The 18,125-nt window shown below is 65.5% G+C and carries 18 protein-coding genes; 9 read left to right on the forward strand and 9 right to left on the reverse strand.

The features are described from left to right. Positions 1-10 precede the first annotated feature (10 nt). The 3 genes from Aeroheme_RS18700 to Aeroheme_RS18710 all read left to right on the forward strand — a co-directional run bounded on the left by Aeroheme_RS18700 (position 11) and on the right by Aeroheme_RS18710 (position 5,410). Positions 11-1,408 carry an AMP-binding protein gene (locus tag Aeroheme_RS18700; RefSeq protein ID WP_411166351.1) on the forward strand — a complete coding sequence of 466 codons (1,398 nt, stop codon included), beginning with the start codon at positions 11-13 and terminating at the stop codon, positions 1,406-1,408. A 172-nt stretch (positions 1,409-1,580) separates the two neighbouring features. After that, a complete protein-coding gene (locus Aeroheme_RS18705; RefSeq protein ID WP_411166352.1) occupies positions 1,581-4,325 on the forward strand; it encodes a collagenase in 2,745 nt (914 codons plus the stop codon). A gap of 155 nt (positions 4,326-4,480) precedes the next feature. Beyond that, positions 4,481-5,410: an ElyC/SanA/YdcF family protein gene (locus Aeroheme_RS18710; RefSeq protein WP_395949063.1), complete on the forward strand. Its 930-nt coding sequence runs from the start codon at positions 4,481-4,483 to the stop codon at positions 5,408-5,410. 87 nt (positions 5,411-5,497) lie between these two features. Here the strand turns inward: Aeroheme_RS18710 and Aeroheme_RS18715 are convergent, their stop codons facing one another. Both Aeroheme_RS18715 and Aeroheme_RS18720 read right to left on the reverse strand, forming a co-directional pair. After that, entirely contained in the window at positions 5,498-6,112 is a 615-nt protein-coding gene (locus Aeroheme_RS18715; protein WP_404835553.1) for a superoxide dismutase, read from the reverse strand. Positions 6,113-6,135: 23 nt separating this feature from the next. After that, a complete protein-coding gene (locus Aeroheme_RS18720) occupies positions 6,136-6,561 on the reverse strand; it encodes a hypothetical protein (RefSeq protein WP_411167263.1) in 426 nt (141 codons plus the stop codon). Between the two features lie 280 nt (positions 6,562-6,841). Here Aeroheme_RS18720 and Aeroheme_RS18725 point away from each other — a divergent pair, with 280 nt between their 5' ends. Together Aeroheme_RS18725 and Aeroheme_RS18730 are read left to right on the forward strand one after the other, a co-directional pair. After that, the gene (locus Aeroheme_RS18725; RefSeq protein ID WP_411166353.1) at positions 6,842-7,753 is read left to right on the forward strand and encodes a lipase family alpha/beta hydrolase; all 912 of its coding nucleotides are present in this window, start codon (positions 6,842-6,844) and stop codon (positions 7,751-7,753) included. Next, positions 7,750-8,499 (forward strand): lipase secretion chaperone, encoded by a 750-nt coding sequence (locus Aeroheme_RS18730; protein ID WP_411166354.1) that lies wholly within the window; start codon positions 7,750-7,752, stop codon positions 8,497-8,499. Before Aeroheme_RS18725 ends, Aeroheme_RS18730 begins: the two co-directional genes overlap by 4 nt. A 45-nt stretch (positions 8,500-8,544) precedes the next feature. On the opposite strand, the gene Aeroheme_RS18735 is transcribed toward Aeroheme_RS18730, so the two are convergent. The 3 genes from Aeroheme_RS18735 to sgrR are packed head-to-tail and all read right to left on the reverse strand — an operon-like array spanning position 8,545 to position 11,473. Next, complete coding sequence (locus Aeroheme_RS18735; RefSeq protein WP_411166355.1) at positions 8,545-9,258, reverse strand: hypothetical protein; 714 nt, start codon at positions 9,256-9,258, stop codon at positions 8,545-8,547. Positions 9,259-9,287: 29 nt separating this feature from the next. Then, on the reverse strand, positions 9,288-9,683 hold the full coding sequence (locus tag Aeroheme_RS18740; RefSeq protein WP_411166356.1) for an acyl-CoA thioesterase: 396 nt from the start codon (positions 9,681-9,683) through the stop codon (positions 9,288-9,290). A 50-nt stretch (positions 9,684-9,733) separates the two neighbouring features. Then, complete coding sequence (gene sgrR, locus Aeroheme_RS18745) at positions 9,734-11,473, reverse strand: HTH-type transcriptional regulator SgrR (protein WP_411166357.1); 1,740 nt, start codon at positions 11,471-11,473, stop codon at positions 9,734-9,736. 100 nt (positions 11,474-11,573) lie between these two features. Here sgrR and Aeroheme_RS18750 point away from each other — a divergent pair, with 100 nt between their 5' ends. The 3 genes from Aeroheme_RS18750 to Aeroheme_RS18760 all read left to right on the forward strand — a co-directional run bounded on the left by Aeroheme_RS18750 (position 11,574) and on the right by Aeroheme_RS18760 (position 13,898). Continuing rightward, positions 11,574-11,750, forward strand: a complete 177-nt coding sequence (locus Aeroheme_RS18750; RefSeq protein WP_411166358.1) for a hypothetical protein — start codon at positions 11,574-11,576, stop codon at positions 11,748-11,750. Positions 11,751-11,901: 151 nt separating this feature from the next. Continuing rightward, entirely contained in the window at positions 11,902-13,170 is a 1,269-nt protein-coding gene (locus Aeroheme_RS18755) for an O-acetylhomoserine aminocarboxypropyltransferase/cysteine synthase family protein (RefSeq protein ID WP_139744123.1), read from the forward strand. 101 nt (positions 13,171-13,271) lie between these two features. Then, entirely contained in the window at positions 13,272-13,898 is a 627-nt protein-coding gene (locus Aeroheme_RS18760) for a glutathione S-transferase family protein (RefSeq protein ID WP_411166359.1), read from the forward strand. 149 nt (positions 13,899-14,047) lie between these two features. On the opposite strand, the gene Aeroheme_RS18765 is transcribed toward Aeroheme_RS18760, so the two are convergent. Further along, positions 14,048-15,223 (reverse strand): iron-containing alcohol dehydrogenase, encoded by a 1,176-nt coding sequence (locus Aeroheme_RS18765; protein WP_111910702.1) that lies wholly within the window; start codon positions 15,221-15,223, stop codon positions 14,048-14,050. A 528-nt stretch (positions 15,224-15,751) separates the two neighbouring features. Here Aeroheme_RS18765 and Aeroheme_RS18770 point away from each other — a divergent pair. After that, the gene (locus Aeroheme_RS18770) at positions 15,752-16,306 is read left to right on the forward strand and encodes a hypothetical protein (protein WP_234568490.1); all 555 of its coding nucleotides are present in this window, start codon (positions 15,752-15,754) and stop codon (positions 16,304-16,306) included. Positions 16,307-16,418: 112 nt separating this feature from the next. On the opposite strand, the gene Aeroheme_RS18775 is transcribed toward Aeroheme_RS18770, so the two are convergent. The 3 genes from Aeroheme_RS18775 to Aeroheme_RS18785 all read right to left on the reverse strand — a co-directional run bounded on the left by Aeroheme_RS18775 (position 16,419) and on the right by Aeroheme_RS18785 (position 18,115). Next, positions 16,419-16,856, reverse strand: coding sequence for a hypothetical protein (locus Aeroheme_RS18775; RefSeq protein ID WP_106885127.1), 438 nt, complete (start codon positions 16,854-16,856; stop codon positions 16,419-16,421). A gap of 224 nt (positions 16,857-17,080) precedes the next feature. Continuing rightward, positions 17,081-17,827 carry an SDR family oxidoreductase gene (locus Aeroheme_RS18780; RefSeq protein WP_163135793.1) on the reverse strand — a complete coding sequence of 249 codons (747 nt, stop codon included), beginning with the start codon at positions 17,825-17,827 and terminating at the stop codon, positions 17,081-17,083. Positions 17,828-17,869: 42 nt separating this feature from the next. Continuing rightward, positions 17,870-18,115, reverse strand: a complete 246-nt coding sequence (locus Aeroheme_RS18785) for a DUF3624 domain-containing protein (RefSeq protein WP_106885128.1) — start codon at positions 18,113-18,115, stop codon at positions 17,870-17,872. Positions 18,116-18,125 lie beyond the last annotated feature (10 nt).

Raw genomic sequence — 18,125 nt, forward strand, 5'->3', positions numbered from 1 at the left:
AGGGGCTCCCATGCCGCCCGTCCGTGCAGCTGACACCTGCCCGGTGCGCCACTGGGCACAGACGGCGCCCGAGCGCATCGCCATCCACGGCAACGGCTCCCTCAGCTACCGGCAGCTGGATGCACGGCTCAACGGCCTGTGCAAGCAGCTCGAGCAGGCGGGTTTAAAGGCCGGCGACCGGCTGGTCGCCGTGGTGCGCGGCGCCCTGGAGGATGTGCTGCTGGCCTGGGCCTGCGTGCGCAGCGGCCTCATCTTCTGCCCGCTCAATCCCGCCTTCCCCCTCCCCAGGCAGGCCGAGCTGGCCGCACAGCTAGATGCCTGCGCCTTCTGGTCAGCGGGGGAGATTCCGGTGGGGAGCGGGTTGCCGCTGCGGCTCGACTTCAGGGGTGAACTGCCGGCAAGCGAGGAAGCCTGGCCGCTTGAACCGGCCCAGCTCAACAACATGATCCTCACCTCGGGCTCCAGCGGCACACCCAAGGCGGTGGTGCACCGCCTCGCCAACCACCTCGCCTCGGCCCGGGGCTCGGCCAGCCTGATCCCGCTCGATGCCGACTGCGGCTGGCTGCTCTCACTGCCGCTGTTTCACGTGGGCGGCTACGCCATCCTGTTCCGGGTCTTCCTGGCGGGGGCCAGCCTGGTGCTGGACGATCGCACCCAGCCCCTCAAGGGGCGGCTGGAGGATCAGCCCATCACCCACCTCTCGCTGGTGCCGACTCAGCTCTGGCGCCTGCTGGCGCAAGGCTTCGACCCCGGTCGCACCCGCTTGCGCGAGCTGCTGCTCGGGGGGGCCGCCATCCCTGAGCCCCTGGTCAATCGCCTCAAGGCCCTGGGGTTCACCCCCAAGTCGAGCTATGGCCTCTCCGAGATGGGCAGCCAGGTCTGCACCGGCCTGCCTGCCGGTGCCGGGGTGGTGGGCAGGCCTCTGCCCGGGCGGGAGGTCTGCATACGCCAGGGGGAGATCTGCGTGCGCGGCGACACCCTGTTTGCCGGCTATTTCCAGGCCGGGGAGCTGGTGTTGCCGCTGGATGAGGAGGGCTGGTTCCACACCCGGGACAAGGGTCATTTCACCCCGGCCGGCGAGCTGGTGGTGGAGGGGCGGCTCGACAACCTCTTCATCTCGGGAGGGGAGAACATCCAGCCCGAGACCATAGAGCAGCGGCTGGTAGATCACCCCGCCGTGGCCCAGGCCCTGGTGGTGCCCATCCCCAGCGCACAGTGGGGTCAGCGCCCCGCCGCCTTCATCGACTGGCTGGCAGAGCCCGTGCCCCACGCCGAGCTGGCCGCCTGGATCAGGCAGGCGTTGCCTGGCTTCATGGTGCCGGACCGCTGGCTGCCCTGGCCGGATCTCGGCGGCAGCCTGAAACCCTCCCGCACCCTGCTCGCCCGGAGCCTGCAAGCCGGGGACTGAGAGCGCCCCCCATATGAGGCGCAGTCCTTGCTATCAACACAGCCCCTTTTGGGGCTGTTTCTATGTTGCTTCCTCCCGAATGCATGATTCCTCGGCGCCATCTGGCGCATTGATATTCCTTTGGAGCCCAATATCCTGCCTGGTCCCCACTCCATCCACCAAAGGGATCATGATGAATCACCTCTCTACCCGGCGGCTGCTCCTGGCAGCCCCCGGCCTGCTCGCCACCTCGGCGCTGGCCAGCTACTCCCCCGACTGGCAAGAGTATCAACTCAAAAGCGAAGCCAGCCGTCAGCTGGGGGACAACCTCACCGAAGTGACCTATGAGCTGAGCGCCCGCAATGGCGATGCACCCTATCAGCAGCTGAGGGTCTATCGCCGTTTCGACTGGCGCGACGCCAATCCGGCGGCCCTTGCCGAGCAGCAGTGCGGCGAGCCCCAGCTCAAGGTCGAACAGGGCTGGCAGATCCGCTACCTCAGCTGCGAAGAGGTGGTGCCGGCTGGCAAGGCCATCCCGGCCAGCAGTTATGACTATGGCTACGGCCTGAAACAGGGCCGCTGGGAGCCGCTGACGGGCACCCCGACCGCACCACGCCAGGATCGTCTGCCGCTCCCCGAGCGCATCGTCCTGGGTCACAGCGAGCAGGAGCTGGATCGCTGCGAGCTCAACGCCCAGGGGCGCTGCGCCGAGCAGCTTTGGCAATATCAGCCCCGAGACTGGCAGCAATTGAGCGTGCTGGAAGAGACCCCCAACGAGCGGGATGGCCGCCTCGAGCAGATCTTCTTCCGCCTGCAACCGGTGGCGGGCAGTCAGGCCGCCAGCCAGGTCCGCGAGCTGCACGTCTGGCGCCAGTACAGCTGGCAGCTGGACGAAACCAGGGCACAGCAGGAGTGCGATGAGCCCCAGACCCGCCAGGAGGGAGACAAGACCATCAGCTACCGGGTTTGCCGCCAGACCCTGCCCGCCGGCAGCGAGGTGCAGGTGGTGCTCAAAGACAGCGGCTATCAATACCCGGTGGGTGGCAGCGAATGGCAGAGCCTGCCACAGACAACCGAGTGGCAGGAGAGCCGGGTGCTCAATCGCCCCATAGTGCTGGCCAGCAAGGAGGAGCAGCTCGACTGCCGCCGCGCCGATGGCCGCCCCTGCTCCGAGCCGGAGCAGCCGGGCGCGGAACTGCTGGATGCCGAGGCCAGCCAGATAGTGCAGGATGCCAGCGGTCAACCCGCTCCCGTCTGGCAGGAAACCTATGGCCACGATGACCGCAAGCTGCTGGCCGTGTCCCGAGGCATGCAGAGTCTGCTGGCGGCCAATCAGCCCGCCCATCCGGCCATGAAGCTGCTGCTCGAATACGTGCGCGCCCACAACTATCACAACCATGGCAAGCACAAGGAAGATGGCCCGGCCGCCGCCGAGGCGCTGGCCGAAGCATTGACGGCGCTCGGCGCCCATCCGCTGCTCTATCCGGAGCAGGCCAGCGATGAGGTGGGCGCCGTCATGGGTGCCTGGAGCATAGCCCTGCACGGCCAGTTCAAGAGCCCGGCGGTGCAGAGCCGTTTTGGCACCCTGCTCGGCCAGTTCAACCAGATGCTGGCCTACAGCACCCGGCATGCCAGCGAGATCAATGGTCAGCATGCCTGGGCAACGGGCCTGTTCGATCTGCTCAACTTCCTCGACTTCGCCAGCGACCATAGCGATGCCTTCGCCGCCGATTTCCGCCAGCAGGATGGCGAGCTGCGCAAACAGCTGCACGCCCTCGGCATGAGCGAGCTGTCGCTCTGGCAAGGACGGGGCGGAGCGGATCTGTTCCTGCTCAACAACGTGCTGGATGCCTACACCCGCCTCTATCGGGTCGCCCGTTATACCCGTCCCGACGAGAGCGAAAACTATCGCAAGCTGCTGGATGGTTCAGTCATCGACCTCATCCGTCATCACAGCCTGATCCCGGGTGGCCAGCAGAGCCAGGATCTGCTGGAAGACATGTCACTGACCCTCTCCACCTACTACCTGACCTACACGGATCGCACCAGCGAGGCCTGCATCAGCGGTGACTTTGCCGGACTCTGCACCCCGATACGGCTGGAGGATGTGCTGCCGTTCGAGCACACCTGCTCGCCGACCCTGCGCCTGCGGGCCCAGGAGCTGAGCCAGGATCAGGCCGACGGCATCTGCCGCGAGCTGGGGGCCGAGGAAGAGCAGTTCCATCAGCAGATGGAAACAGGCTGGCAGCCGGTGGCGGATGACCACAACGAGGCGCTGGAGCTGGTGATCTTCGACTCCTCCGCCGACTGGAAGCGCTACGGCAGCGCCCTGTTTGGCGGTGTCTCCACCGACAACGGCGGCATCTACATCGAGGGGGATCCGGCCCGTCCCGGCAACCAGGCCCGCTTCTTCGCCTATGAGGCAGAGTGGAAGCGCCCCGCCTTCCAGGTGTGGAACCTGCGCCACGAGTACGTTCACTACCTGGATGGTCGCTTCAACCAGTACGGCAGCTTCGGCCACTACCCCCTCAATCGCACCACCTGGTGGTCGGAAGGGCTGGCGGAGTTCATCGCCCACGGTCAGTGCTTCGCCCGTGGCCTGGACAACGTGGCGGGTCGCCCGGCGGCCGAGCGACCGAGCCTGGCCGACATACTGCACCTGGATTACGACCAGGGTGGCGAGATGGTCTACTCCTGGTCCTATACGGTGCATCGCTTCCTCAGCGAGACCGGCCGCGGCGCCAGCTGGCTGGCCATGGCCCGGGCCCTGCGCAACCCGGACCAACAGCAGGCGATGAGCGACTTCGAGGCAGAGCTGGACGCGCTTATCGCGAGCGACAGCGAAGCCTACCAGAGCTGGCTGAGCCGGGATCTGCTGCCCTGGTGGGAGGCCAACAAGGAGTCTGACGAGTGCAAGGCGAACGACTCAGCCCACTGAGGGTGAGGCGTGAATGAGACAGGGCGGCCATGGCCGCCCTTGTTTATGGCGCCCCTTGATGGATTCAAGATCGCGCCGCGCTCTGCGACAGCCTGTGCCCGAGTGACGCCATGGCGGCGCATCAAACCTGACGCGCCAGGGCAACTTGTAATAGAATGGCCCCCTGTCATCTCTTACTTCAGACCCGAACCGCACCGCGCATGAAGAAGTTTGCCAAGATCCTGCTCGCCTGCCTCTGCCTGTTGCTGGCCTCAGTCGCCGCGCTGCTGGGCTACAGCGAGTGGACCGTCTCCGACGCCCGTCACTACACCTACGACGACGTCGATGCGGTGCCCTACAACAGGGTCGCCCTGGTGCTCGGCACCTCCAAGTACCTGATCGGGGGCAGCCCGAACCACTACTTCAAGTACAGGATCAAGGCCGCCGCCGAGCTCTACAACAACGGCAAGGTGGACTACATCCTGGTCTCCGGCGACAACGCCACCGTCCAGTACAACGAGCCGCGCCAGATGCGGCGGGCCCTGATCCAGGCGGGCATCCCCGCCAGCGCCATCTACAGCGACTACGCGGGCTTTCGCACCCTGGACTCTATAGTGCGGGCCAAGGAGGTGTTCGGTCAGGCCCGCTTCACCGTGGTCTCCCAGGCCTTCCACAACGAGCGCGCCATCTTCATCGCCCGCCACTTCGGCATCGAGGCCGTCGGCTTCAACGCCCTGGATCCCAGCGCCTATCAGGGCATCAAGACCCGGGTACGTGAGGTGTTCGCCCGCCTGATGGGGCTGCTCGATCTCTACGTGCTGGACAAGGGGCCCAAGTTCCTCGGCGAGCCCATCGTCATCGGCGGCCCCATCCCCTGCCAGGCCCTGAGCACCATAGGGGCCAGCCAGCCCTGCCTGCCCATGGCACCAGCCACCAAGCCAACACCAGCCCCTGCCGTCAGTGCGACCAAGGCGACCAGTGCCGCCGTCTCGACCGCCCCAGCACAGGCACCGAGTGATGCCGCCAGTACATCGCCATCGACCAGCGCGGCCGTCTCGACCACGCCAGCACAGGCACCGAGTGGTGCCGCCAGTACACCGGCATAGACCAGCGCGGCCGCGCCCTGAGCAGAGCATAAAAAGAGACCCGCCTGATGGCGGGTCTCTTTTTATGAAGGAAGAAAAGGAGAGGGCTCAGGCCAGCGCCTGCCGGTAGCGGCGCGCCACCTCGTCCCAGTCGATCACCTGGTAAAACGCGGCTATGTAGTCGGGACGCTTGTTCTGGTACTTGAGGTAGTAGGCGTGCTCCCACACGTCCAGCCCCAGGACAGGCACCAGCCCCTCCATCAGGGGACTGTCCTGGTTGGCGCTGCTCACCACCTGCAGGCGGCCCGCCTTGTCCACCACCAGCCAGGCCCAGCCGCTGCCGAAGCGGCTCAGGGCCGCCTGGGTGAAGGCCTGCTTGAAGGCATCCAGGCCCCCCAGATCCCGGGCAATCGCCTCGGCCAGCTCACCGCCCGGCTCACCGCCCCCTTGCGGGCTCATCACCTGCCAGAACAGGCTGTGGTTGGCATGACCGCCGCCATGGTTGCGCACCGCCCCCTGCACCTTGGCCGGCAGGCTGTCGAAACGGGCGAGCAGCTCGTCCACCGGCAGGGCCGCCAACTCGGGGAGCTCGGCCAGGGCGGCGTTGAGGTTGGTGATGTAGGTCTGGTGGTGGCGGCTGTGGTGGATCTCCATGGTCAGCGCGTCTATGTGGGGCTCCAGCGCGTCATAGGCATAGGCGAGGGCAGGCAAGGTATGGCTCATGTTCGTTCTCTCTCTTGTTGGGCTCAATGCAATTGATGGGCGGGCTCGGTCTGGCACTGACATTGACCGAGGCAGCGCAAGATGCCGTCGTGATGACCGTGCTTGCGCACGAAGGCGAGCAGCTCGGTGCGGGTGCCACGGCTATGGCGCAGGGCCGCCGCCCGCAGGGGATCCGGGCTTGCGGGAGATTGGCTGGTGGCGAGCAGGCAGTCGTGAACATGGCACAACATGTCGGCGGCCCTGTCCGGCAGCGTCATGGCCACCAGCAGATCCGCCAGGTTGTGGTGGGCCACCACCAGGGCTGCCACGGCTTCGTCCGCATCCCGCCAGCAGGCGAACTGCTGACGGGCCAGCCACAGGGCTTGCTGGTAATAGTCGAGCGCCCTGGCGTGCTCACCCGCGTCGAAGTGGCGATTGCCACTCAGGGTCTGCGCCTTCCAGTGCGTCATGCTGCTCTCCCCGTCGGTGGCACCGACCCATCCCTTCACCCAGGTTACCGTCATGACTCAGACACTCAAATGATAATAATTATTATTTAACTTATTTGATGGGCGGACACAAGAAATAGTTGGCGCGGCCACTTTTTGCCCATATGGGTAGGTTTTTTCTGCAATCCCCGATTTAGTGATCCCATCCACAGATACATTTGAGTTCAACTACCATGCTGCTGCTACCGGCATGAGGTCGGTGGCTGCCGGAGCGCAGCCGGTTTTCACAAGGATGGTGATGATGAAAAGATGGCTATTGGTGCTCTTATGCGCCCTGCCCATGCTGGGTCAGGGGGCCGGCTATACCCAGACCCGCTACCCCATAGTGCTGGTGCACGGACTGTTCGGTTTCGACAAGCTGCTCGGAGTCGACTATTTCTACGGCATTCCCCAGGCCCTGACCCGGGACGGCGCCCGCGTCTATGTGGCGCAGGTCTCCGCCACCCAGAGTTCGGAGCTGCGCGGCGAGCAGTTGCTCAGGCAGGTGCAGCAGGTACTCGCCATCACGGGGGCCGACAAGGTGAACCTCATAGGTCACTCCCACGGCGGCCCCACCATTCGCTATGTGGCCTCGGTCGCCCCAGAGCTGATCGCCTCCGCCACCAGCGTGGGGGGCGTCAACCAGGGCTCAGAGATCGCCGATCTGGTGCGCGCCAGGGTGACTCCGGGCTCGGTGGCCGAGCAGTTGGCGGTGGCCGCCGCCTCGGCGCTCTCCGGGGTCATCTCGCTGCTCTCCGGCGGCAGTGACCTGCCCCAGGATCCCCTCGCCTCCCTCGATGCCTTGACCCGCGCCGGGGCACAGCGCTTCAACCAGCGCTATCCGGAAGGGCTGCCCAGCCAGCACTGCGGCGAGGGGCCGCTGCTGGCCGACAACGGCGTCTACTACTTCTCCTGGAGCGGACGCGGCAACATGACCAACATACTGGATCCCGTGGATCCGGCGCTGGCCCTGACCGGCAGCTTCTTTCATGAGCCCAATGACGGCCTGGTCGGGGTCTGCAGCAGCCACCTCGGCAAGGTGATAGGCACGGCTTACCGGATGAACCACCTGGACGAGGTGAACCAGTCGTTCGGCATCCACCACCTGTTCGACACGGATCCCGTCACCCTCTATCGTCAGCACGCCAACCGCTTGCAGAGGCTGGGGCTATGAGACGGATCCTGCTGGTCGCCCTCTCCCTGGGCGCGGCCCTGCTGGGGGCACTCCTGCTCTGGCCCGAGCCTGCCCCTGATCTGGCGGCAACACCGGAGCGGGGAGCCCTGCGCCACCAGCTGGCCCAGCGGCTGGAGCAGGGCGAGACGGACGAAGAGAACGCCATGCTGGCCCGCTACCGCCAGTTTCTGCGGGCGGAAGGGAGCCTGACGGTGCCGACGGATCCCGGCCTCGCCAGCCTGCAACTGCTGTTTGACGAGCGTGAGCGGCTGCGCCGGCAACACTTCAGCCCCGCCGAACAGGGGTCGCTCTTTGCCGAAGAGAGGCTGATGGAGCAGTGGACCCTGCGCCGTAAGGCGCTGGCAGAGGCCGACGGCGCCGACAGTGAGGTGCTGGGGGAGGAGCTGGCGCTCTGGCTGGCGGAGCAGCCCCAGTGGTTCAGGGAGGCGGAAGCCAACGGCCGCCAGCTCGGCGATCTGCAGCGGCTGGAGCGGGTCTCCCCCGCCGAGCGGGACGCCGTGCTGCTGGAGCAGCTGGGACCTGAGGCGGTGGATCGGCTGCGCCAGCTGGCGCAGAGCCAGCAAGGGTTCGAGCAGCAGCTGGCGGGCTATCTGGCGGAACTCGAGCCCCTGCTCCCCCTGGAGCGGGCCGAACAGCAGCAGGCGATCCTGGCGCGCTGGTTCGAGCCCGGGCAGTGGCGGCGGGTGGAGGCACTGACCCGGCTGAGACTCGTGGAGCGGCCATAAATAGCGAGGGGGCCCTGCTGGCCCCCTCGTCGATCCTCAATGCCGTTATTGCGGCTTGTTGGCTCCTGGCAATGGCTGCCAGGTGAGGCGGGTCACCTGGGTGCCCTGTACCTCGCAGGTGAGGCAGAGATCCTGCCACCCCTTCTCCTGGCGAAGGGAGACCTCCCCCTTCATGCCCTCTGGGCTGGTCTTGAGCTTCGCCTGCTCAAAGGTCACCTTGTCGCCCTTGGCGAGCGCCATCAGCTTGCCGTTGCAGAGCCACCGGGTCAGCTCATCCCCCTTCAGCTTGACGTCGCCTTCACCGGCCTGCTGCTCCGCCTGGCTCGGCACGAACAGCGCGCTCAGCTCGGCCGCCCGCCGGGTGAGCCAGGCCTCCCGCTGCTGCATGCTCATCTTGCTGACGAACTCCGCCGGCTGGCCCTTCTCGTCCAGCCACTGGGTTAGCTTGCCGCCGTCGTCAAAGGCGAACTGGGCAGCGGGCTCCTTCACCCCGAACAGCTTGCCCCCCTTGAAGTAGTAGCGGCTCTCCCCCTCCTGCTTGCCCTGCTCGTTCAGTATGGGCACGGCTATGATGACGGGAACCCCGTCGATCCAGGCCTTGATGTCCACACCGTCATGGCTGAACAGCCGGGTGTCGAGGCCATAGTCGGCCCCCTTCTCCATCAGGGTGAACTGCTCGGCCAGGGTGGTGGCCAGAGAAGGCAGGGAGCAGAGTCCCAGTCCCAAGCCGAGGCTCAGGGCGATCGCTGTCTTGCGCATAAGTGTCCTGTGATGGCCAAAAGGCCAGGTTAACTCTCTACCAGCCAGGCCCTCAGCCCCTCCCGGTGCGTGTCACTCAGGGGGATGGACTGACGGGTCTGGTAGTCAAAATGGATCAGGGTCGTCTCGGCGGTCACCGCCAGCTCGCCCCCCTGCCAGGCCTCCTGCCAGAGGGTGAAGGAGCTGGTGCCGATGCGCCGCACCCCCGTCTTGATCAATACCTGCTGGCCATAGAACAGCTCCCGTTTGAACTGCACCCCATAGCCCGCGATGATCAGATGCCAGTTGTGCACATCCAGCTCGGGAGAGAAGAGGCGGAACAGGGGATCACGGGCCGATTCAAACCAGACCGCCGGCACCGTATTGTTGATGTGGCCGAGGGCGTCCGTCTCTTGAAAACGGGGTTGGATCTGCATTTCCAGCATAGGTTTAGACTCCTTGTCGTGGGACCGCGCACAGGCTAGCGCGCCAACCTTTATGACTCAAGCGTCCCGGCATCCGGGTGGGAGCCGCCTCCGGTTTCCGGCGCCGCCATCCCCTGTTCGGGTTTGAGCCAGGCGCTGCGAAAATCGAACCAGCCGAGGGCCGTCATCCGCACCCCATGCACGCCGACCCGGCTCTCCAGCTCCAGCCAGTGGTGAAACAGGGGCACGAACCAGCCCTGGCGCTGCACCTCGGCCAGCAAGGCGCGCGGGCCAGGCTCGGCGCCGCTGGCGCGCCACTGCGTCAATCCCTGCCACAGGGCCTGCTGCCCCCCCCATACCCGGCGCAGCAAGGGGGTGCCCTGCAACCAGGCGTAGGGGGCGAAGGCGTGTTCATGTTCCAGGTTCAGGGTGCCGAGCCAGAGATCCACATCTTCATCCTCCCCGCTCACCCAGCGGCCGTAATCCAGGGTGCGCACCTCGAGCCGGATCCCCTGCTCTGCCAGCAGGCTGGCCATGGCATTGGCGCACTCGTTGAACTCCAGGTGCTGGTTGAAACAGGCCAGCACCAGCCGGGTCGGCAGCAGCGCCGGTTTAGGCTCCTCGGCGGGCAGGGCCTCGCGCCAGTGGGGCAGCAGGCCGAGGGCGCTGGTCCAGCCCCGCTGCAGCTCGGGGGCGACCCGCCCCATCAGGGCTATGGGGTTGAGCAGCCGGGTCAGCCATTGGCGCAAGGCGGGATCCTGCAGCAGGGGGGATCTGTCGTCCTGCAGCAGGAAGTAGCAGCCGGATTCGAGCTCGGACTCGCCGCGCATGGTGCCGAGCTCGGGGCTGTCGCGCCCCAGCTGCAGGTGGCTCTCCAGCCGCTCCGCCAGCTCCGGCAGCATCCAGATGTCGATCTCGTCGAGCAGGGCCCGCAGGCCGAAGTAGTCGTCGAAGGCCTCGAGGCACAGCTGCAGGGGATCGTTGGCGGTGACTCTGTAGGGGCCTGTGCCCACCGGTTGCAGGGCAAAGCCCGCCTCCCCCTTGAGCTCGCGCGGCAGGATGGCCGCCACCGGCTCCGCCAGCAGGTGCAGCAGCAGGGGATCCGGGCTGTCGAGGTGCAGATCCAGGGTGCGCGGCCAATGGCTCTCCAGCCGGGCGAGGTGGGCAAACAGCGGACGATCCCGCAAGGCCAGCAGGCTCTCCATCACATCCTCCACTGTCAGCTCGCGGCCGTGGTGAAAGCGCACCGCCGGGCGCAGATAGAAGCGCCAGTGGCAGGGGCCCAGACACTCCCAGTGGTGGGCCAGGTCCCCCTCGATTTCCCCATTTTCCTCATTTCGCCGGGTGAGGCCGTTGAAGATCTGGCGGCTCAGGTGAATTTCGGAGCGGCGCAGGGGATCCGTGGGTAGCAGGCGGGGCAGCGGCCGGTAGTAGGGCACCCGCAGGATCTGGCGCCCCTCCCGGGTGGCCTGACCAAGCTGCTCGATGAGCAGCGGGGTGAGCAAGTCCAGCCGCCCCTCCGCCAGCCGCACCGCCTGGGCGAGCTGGCCCTGGCTCAGCAGATCCCGCAGGCGGCGGCGAGTCAGGCTCTCCTGGTTGTCCAGCAGTATGAGCCGGGAACGTCGCCCCCGTCCCGCCTCGGCAGACCAGCTGAGCCAGCCCTGATCCTGCATGCGGCGCAGCAGCAGGCGGGCGTTGCGCGGGGTGCAGCAGAGCAAGTCCGCCACCTCGGCGAGGCTGGCCTCCCGCTCATCGCAGCCAAGCTGCTGGGCGAGCCGTTGAAATTGCTGGTAGAGGCGGCTGCTGGGCATAAAAGAGGAAATCCTTTTCAGTCAAGTCGTCAGTTTTTACTTCCTCATTTTAGCTCAATACTGTTGGCGAACGTGAGCACCACAGCAGAGGAGCACCATCATGAGCCAACAAACCGCCCCCACCCCGAACCGGATCCAGCAGACCCTACGTCGTTACTTCAAGCGGATCCTGCCCAGGCCGCTGACCCTGATCGAGGATCCCATGCATCAGCTCAACCGCCTGATGCAGTGGGACATGCACCAGATAGACGACAGGGAGTATCGTCGCCGCCTCTGATTGGGCCAGGGCTACGGGCAGGGAAGGGCGCCGCAGGATCACTGCAAGCCTCTATGCTTTGCCGGATTGGGTGGTTTACATCGGCGCAGGGCCTGCTAGATTGGACGTCTATCCATCCATAATGGCGACGACGTCCAACAAGGAGTGTGTGATGAAAGATGCGACCCTGGCCCTGCACCACGGCTTTTCCCACGATCCCGCCACCAAGGCGGTGGCCGTGCCCATCTACCAGACGGTGGCCTACGAGTTCGACAGCGCCCAGCACGGGGCGGATCTGTTCAACCTGGCGGTGCCTGGCAACATCTACACCCGCATCATGAACCCCACCAACGACGTGCTGGAACAGCGGATGGCCGCCCTGGAGGGGGGCATAGCCGGTCTGGTGGTCTCGGCGGGTTCCGCCGCCATCACCTACGCCATTCAGGCGTTGACCGCCGCCGGCGACAACATAGTCTCCACCCCTCAGCTCTACGGCGGCACCTACACCCTGTTCGCCCACATGCTGCCGAGTTTCGGGGTCGAGGTGCGTTTTGCCAAGGATGACAGCGCCGAAGCCATCGCCGCCCTCATCGACGACAAGACCAAGGCGGTCTACTGCGAGAGCATCGGCAACCCGGCGGGCAACATCGTCGATCTCGCCGCCTTCGCCAGGGTGGCCCACGCCCGCGGCGTGCCGCTTATCGTCGACAACACTGTCGCCACCCCTGTGCTGTGCAAGCCCATAGAGCATGGCGCCGACATAGTGGTGCACAGCCTCACCAAATATGTCGGTGGCCACGGCAACTCCCTCGGCGGCGTCATCGTCGACTCGGGCAAGTTCCCCTGGGCGGATAACGCCGAACGCTTCCCCCAACTCACCCAGCCGGAGCCCTCTTACCACGGGGTTGTCTACACCGACGCCTTCGGGCCTGCGGCCTTCATAGGCCGGGTACGCACAGTGCCCCTGCGCAACACGGGCGCGGCCCTGGCCCCCATGAACGCCTTCCTGCTACTGCAGGGGCTGGAGACCCTGAGCCTGCGCATGGAGCGCCACGTGGACAACGCCCTGCGGGTCGCTCACCACCTCAAGCATCACCCCAAGGTCGCCTGGGTCAGCTACGCCGGCCTGCCCGGTCACCCCCACTATCCGCTGGCGGAGAAGTACATGGGCGGCCGCCCCTCGGCCATCCTCTCCTTCGGCCTGAAGGAAGGGTATGAGGCGGGCGTGCGCTTCTACGATGCGCTCAAGATCTTCAAGCGGCTGGTCAACATAGGGGATGCCAAGTCCCTGGCCTGCCACCCCGCCTCCACCACCCACCGCCAGCTGAGTGACGCCGAGCAGGCCAGGGCCGGGGTCAAGCCGGAGATGATCCGGCTGTCGGTAGGGATCGAGGCGATCGAAGACATACTGGCGGATCTGGATCAGGCGCTGGAGGCCTGAGTCAGCACAGAGCGGGCATCTGCCCGCTCTTTTTTGTCTGCCGGTGAACCAGTCACCACGCCAGCGCGTATCAGCCGTTTGTGCCACCCATCGAGGTTCCCATGATAGTCCTGCACCACCTGAACAAGTCCCGCTCCCAACGCATCATCTGGCTGCTCGAAGAGCTGGGCCTGCCCTACCAGATCAAGGCCTACCAGCGCGACGCCACCAGCTTCCTGGCGCCCCCCGAGCTCAAGGCCATCCACCCCCTCGGCAAGTCACCCGTCATCGAGTTCGACGGCCGCGTATTGGCGGAATCGGGCGCCATCACCGAGTACCTGATCGCCCGTCACGCCCCGGAGCGGCTGGCGCCAGCCACCGACAGCCTCGACTACCCAGAATACCTGCAATGGATCCACTTCGCCGAGAGCTCCGGCATCTTGCCGCTGCTGCTGGACATGTTCGTGCGCAAGGATGGCAGCCCGATGCGCTTCCTGCCGGGCTACGCCCAGGCGGAGTGCGCCAAGGTGCTGGGCTATCTCAACGAGGTGCTGGCCAGCCGCCACTATCTGGTGGGGGATCGCCTCTCCGGTGCCGACATCATGAACTCCTTCCTGGTGGATCTGCTGGCCCAAAGCGGCCAGCTGGCCCAGTTCCCGCACCTTAAGACCTACTGGGAACGCCTCAATACCCATCCGGCCCGCCAGAAGGCGGCAGCCCTGGAACGCGAGCTGGATCAGAGCGCCTGATCGACTGCCCCTGCCCTGGAATGCAAAACGCCCCGACAATCGGGGCGTTTTCTTTTCAGCTCGGGAGCCGACGCTTAGAGGGCGTGGGAAAGGATCCGCGCCACTATATTGCCCGGATCTCTCCTTCGCCCGAAGCTGGAACCCCAGACTTAAAGAGCATGTGAAAGGATCCTGGCGACCTTGTCAGGATCTATATCCTGCTGCTCACCGAGGGCGGTCAGGCCGAAGCGCTTGAGGTTGGAGCAGATGGCGGGGATGCAGCTCTCGTTCAGGCCGTAGTCGGCGAGGCGGGTGCCCACCCCCATCTGCTGGAAGAACTGCTCGGTGCGGATGATGGCCTCCTCGATGCGCAGCGCCTTGTCTTCCCTGCGGGAGTGCCAGACCCGCTCGGCGAACTGGGCCAGCTTCTCCTGCTTCTGGGCCGCCTGTTCCCGCAGCAGGGAGGGCAGCACCACCGCCAGGCTCTGGGCATGATCCAGCCCGTGCAGGGCGGTGAGCTGGTGGCCTATGGCATGGGTGGACCAGTCCTGGGGCACGCCGCGCCCGATGAGGCCGTTGAGGGCCAGGCTGGCGGCCCACATCAGGTTGGCCCGCACCTGGTAGTTGGTGGGCTCCGTCAGCGCCCGCGGGCCGTTGTCCACCAGCACCTGCAGCAGGCCCTCCGCCAGCCGGTCCTGCACATCCCCTCCCACCGGGAAGGTGAGGTACTGCTCCAGGATATGGACGAAGGCATCCACCACGCCGTTGCCCACCTGGCGCACCGGCAGGCTGTAGGTGGTGGTGGGATCCAGCACCGCAAAGCGGGGCAGCACCAGCGGATTGTAGAAGGAGAGCTTGGCCTCCCCCCGGCTCACCACGGCGGCGGGATTGCTCTCGGAGCCGGTGGCAGGCAGGGTCAGCACGCAGCCCAGCGGCAACGCTGCTTTGATGGGCGCCTTGTCCAGCAAGATGTCCCAGGGATCCTCCCCCTCGAAGCAGGCCGCGGCGGCCACGAACTTGGTACCATCCACCACGGATCCGCCGCCGACCGCCAGCAGGAAGTCGATGCGCTCGCGCTTGACCAAATCCACCGCCTCCATCAGCTGATCGTACTGGGGGTTGGCGCCTATGCCGGGAAACTCCAGCCACTCCCTGCCCGCCAGCGCCTGGGTCAACTGCTCATAGACGCCGTTTTGCTTGATGCTGCCGCCGCCGTAGAGCACCAGCAGGCGGCTGCCCGCCGGTATCAGCTCCGGCAGCGTGGCTATCTGGCCCTCCCCGAAACAGACGCGGGTGGGATTGGCATATTGGAAGTTGTACACGGCAGAGCCCTCGGTTGAATGCATGCAGGGGGATTGTGCGCCAGCCATACCATCAGGTCAAAAAACGGGGGCAGAGGGATCACTCCCCTGCTCCCCCATGGCGCCGCGCCATGCCGTCATACCATCAGGTCAAAAAACGGGGGCAGAGAGATCACTCCCCTGCTCCCTCATGGCGCCGCGCCATGCCGTCATCCCATCAGGTCAAAAACGGGAGCGGGCCATCAAAATGGCGATCCCCCCTTTGGCATCATGGTACTCAGGCATGACTTTTCCATGGTGTCACTAGAGCAGTCCCCTGCTCCCTCATGGCGCCGCGCCATGCCGTCATCCCATCAGGTCAAAAACGGGAGCGGGCCATCAAAATGGTGATGCGCTCTCTTTGACATGATGGTACTCAGGTGTGACTTTGCTATGGTGTCACTGGAGCCGGGGGAACACTCCCCGCTCCGTCATGGCGCCGCGCCATGTCGTCATCCTGACGCCTCTCGCGGGGTTCTGTTTTCCAGTCATAGGGTCTCAATCATGAAACTGAAGCACGCATGGATCGCAGGAGTGCTCACTCTCTGTGTCAATCCCCTGATACAGGCCGCCGAAGTGACCGCCAATGTGGCCGTCACCCCGGGCCAGGCCAGCCTGGCAGAAGAGGTGAAGGCCGAGGCGACCGTCACCGCCATCGATCTCGCGACCCGCAAGATCAGCCTGAAGAATGCCGAAGGCAAGACCTTCGATCTGGTCGCCGGGGAAGAGGTGACCAACCTCCAGAACCTCAAGGTGGGGGACGTGGTGGCGCTGCGCTACCTGCAACTGCTGGATCTCGAGCTGCTCAAGGGCACAGCCGGCGTGAGAAAGCGGGTGGTGGAAGTAGAGGGGAGCAAGGCGGCAGCCGGCGAGCAGCCGGGCGCCGGGGCTGGCATGCAGGTCACCATCTATGCCGACGTCATCGACGTCGACAAGGCGCAGCAGACCATCAGGGTCAAGGGTGTGGACGATACCCTCACCCTCAAGGTGAAGGATCCTGCCCAGTTCGCCCTGATCGCCAAGGGGGATCAGATCAAGGCCGTCCAGACCACGGCCATCGCCATAGGGATAGTGCCCAAACAGCCCTGAGGCACACCGTCTGCGGCAGGGAGGGCGCTAGCGCTCCCTGCTTCATCCTTCCCGCATCCGGGGCAAAATCTTGCCCAGTTGACACCAAAGATTGCCGTTCGAGTCGTTGGTCTCAGGCCTGGGCGCTCTGCCCGCTCGACGACTTGCCGGTGAGCCTGTCCATGGCCGCCTTGAGCATGGCATCACGCTGCTCGGTCAGGGCCCTGGTCTGGGTCTCACGCTCTTCGGCCGAGAGCGCCTTGTTGTCGGCCACCCCCTTGATCTGGCTCTCGAGATCGTCAAATTTTTTGCGATCGAAGCCGAGTGCCTTGTCCACCAGCTGCTGTACCACCGTATTGTTGGCGCTCCCGGCCAGGGAGGCGCTCTTGCCGCTTCTGGCCAGATGCTCGTAAGTCAGTACCTGCTGCGCCTTGCCGGTCAGCACCTGGCTGGAAAGGCTGACCTGCTGATCCCAGCTCCCCTGCTGGCTGTCATCGCCACTGAGGGTGGCCAGGGCACGGCTGTGGGACGCACTCTGGGCGAGTTGCTGACCATAAGGTTTGATGTCCATGAAGGCTCCAAGCTGCTGCCGGCCAGGCCGGCGTCCGGGGAGAGACTCCCCGCCAATAACCATGACTCAGCAAGTTGCAGGCCAACTTGACCACTGGGTGGCAGCGACCTGGGATAGCGGATGAATGACGCCAGATAGCGCGGCGGGCAGGCGAGGAAAAACGACAGGGCAGCAGCGAGAAGAGGCACCCAGGGGTGCCTCTTCTCATCCCGGCGAGACGGGGTTCAGCGACGGCTGATCTGCAGCGGGCCGAAGGTCTGGGCCACCGGCATGATCTCAATGCTGTTGATGTTGACGTGGGCGGGCTGCTGACTGACCCAGAGCACCGTATTGGCGATGTCCTCCGGCTGGATGGCCTGCACCCCCTGATAGACGGTCGCCGCCTTGGCGTCGTCACCGTGGAAGCGCACGTTGGAGAACTCGGTACCGCCGCACAGGCCAGGCTCCAGGTTGGTGACGCGGATGGCGGTGCCCGCCAGATCGGCCCGCAGGTTCAGGCTGAACTGCTTCACGAACGCCTTGGTGGCACCGTAGACGTTGCCGCCCGGATAGGGGTAGGTGCCTGCGATGGAGCCGATGTTGACCACGTGGCCGCGATTGCGCGCCACCATGCCCGGCAGCAGCAATCGGGTGAGCAGGGTCAGGCCGCTGATGTTGGTGGCTATCATCTGCTCCCAGTCTTCCAGATCCGCCTTGTGGGCAGGCTCAAGGCCGAGCGCCAGCCCGGCGTTGTTCACCAGCAGATCCACCTCCTGCCAGGCGGCCGGCAGCCCCTCGATGGCGGCGCGGGTGGCGGCCTTGTCCTGGACGTCGAACGCCAGCGGCAGGAACTGCTCCCCCAGCTCGTCGGCCAGGGCGGCCAGCCGATCGGCGCGGCGACCGGTGCCTATCACCCTGTAACCAGCCTGCACCAGCTGACGGCTGATGGCCTCACCAAACCCGGACGAGGCGCCCGTTACCATTGCGATCATCTGAACCTCCATTGTTATTTATCTGGTTGAAACAAAAAGAATTCACTCATTATCCAGCTCGCGCCCCGTCACCTTGCGCCAGAGGAAGACCGACAGGTGCAGCAGCAGCAGGCCGCTGCCCCCCAGGGCAAACAGCAGACCGGTGAGGGCATTGACCGAGGTGTCGGCGCCACACCACCACCAGACCAGCCAGCCCACGGCCCCGATGACGAAGGTCTGGATGGCGCAAACAGGGCAACGCCCGAGTTTGGCCTTGATGGCGGTGGCAAGGCAGTCATCACAGCCCATGTCGGCCCCT

It is taken from the genome of Aeromonas sp. DSM 116730 (genome assembly GCF_046581335.1).
In the GTDB taxonomy this organism is placed as follows: domain Bacteria; phylum Pseudomonadota; class Gammaproteobacteria; order Enterobacterales; family Aeromonadaceae; genus Aeromonas; species Aeromonas rivipollensis.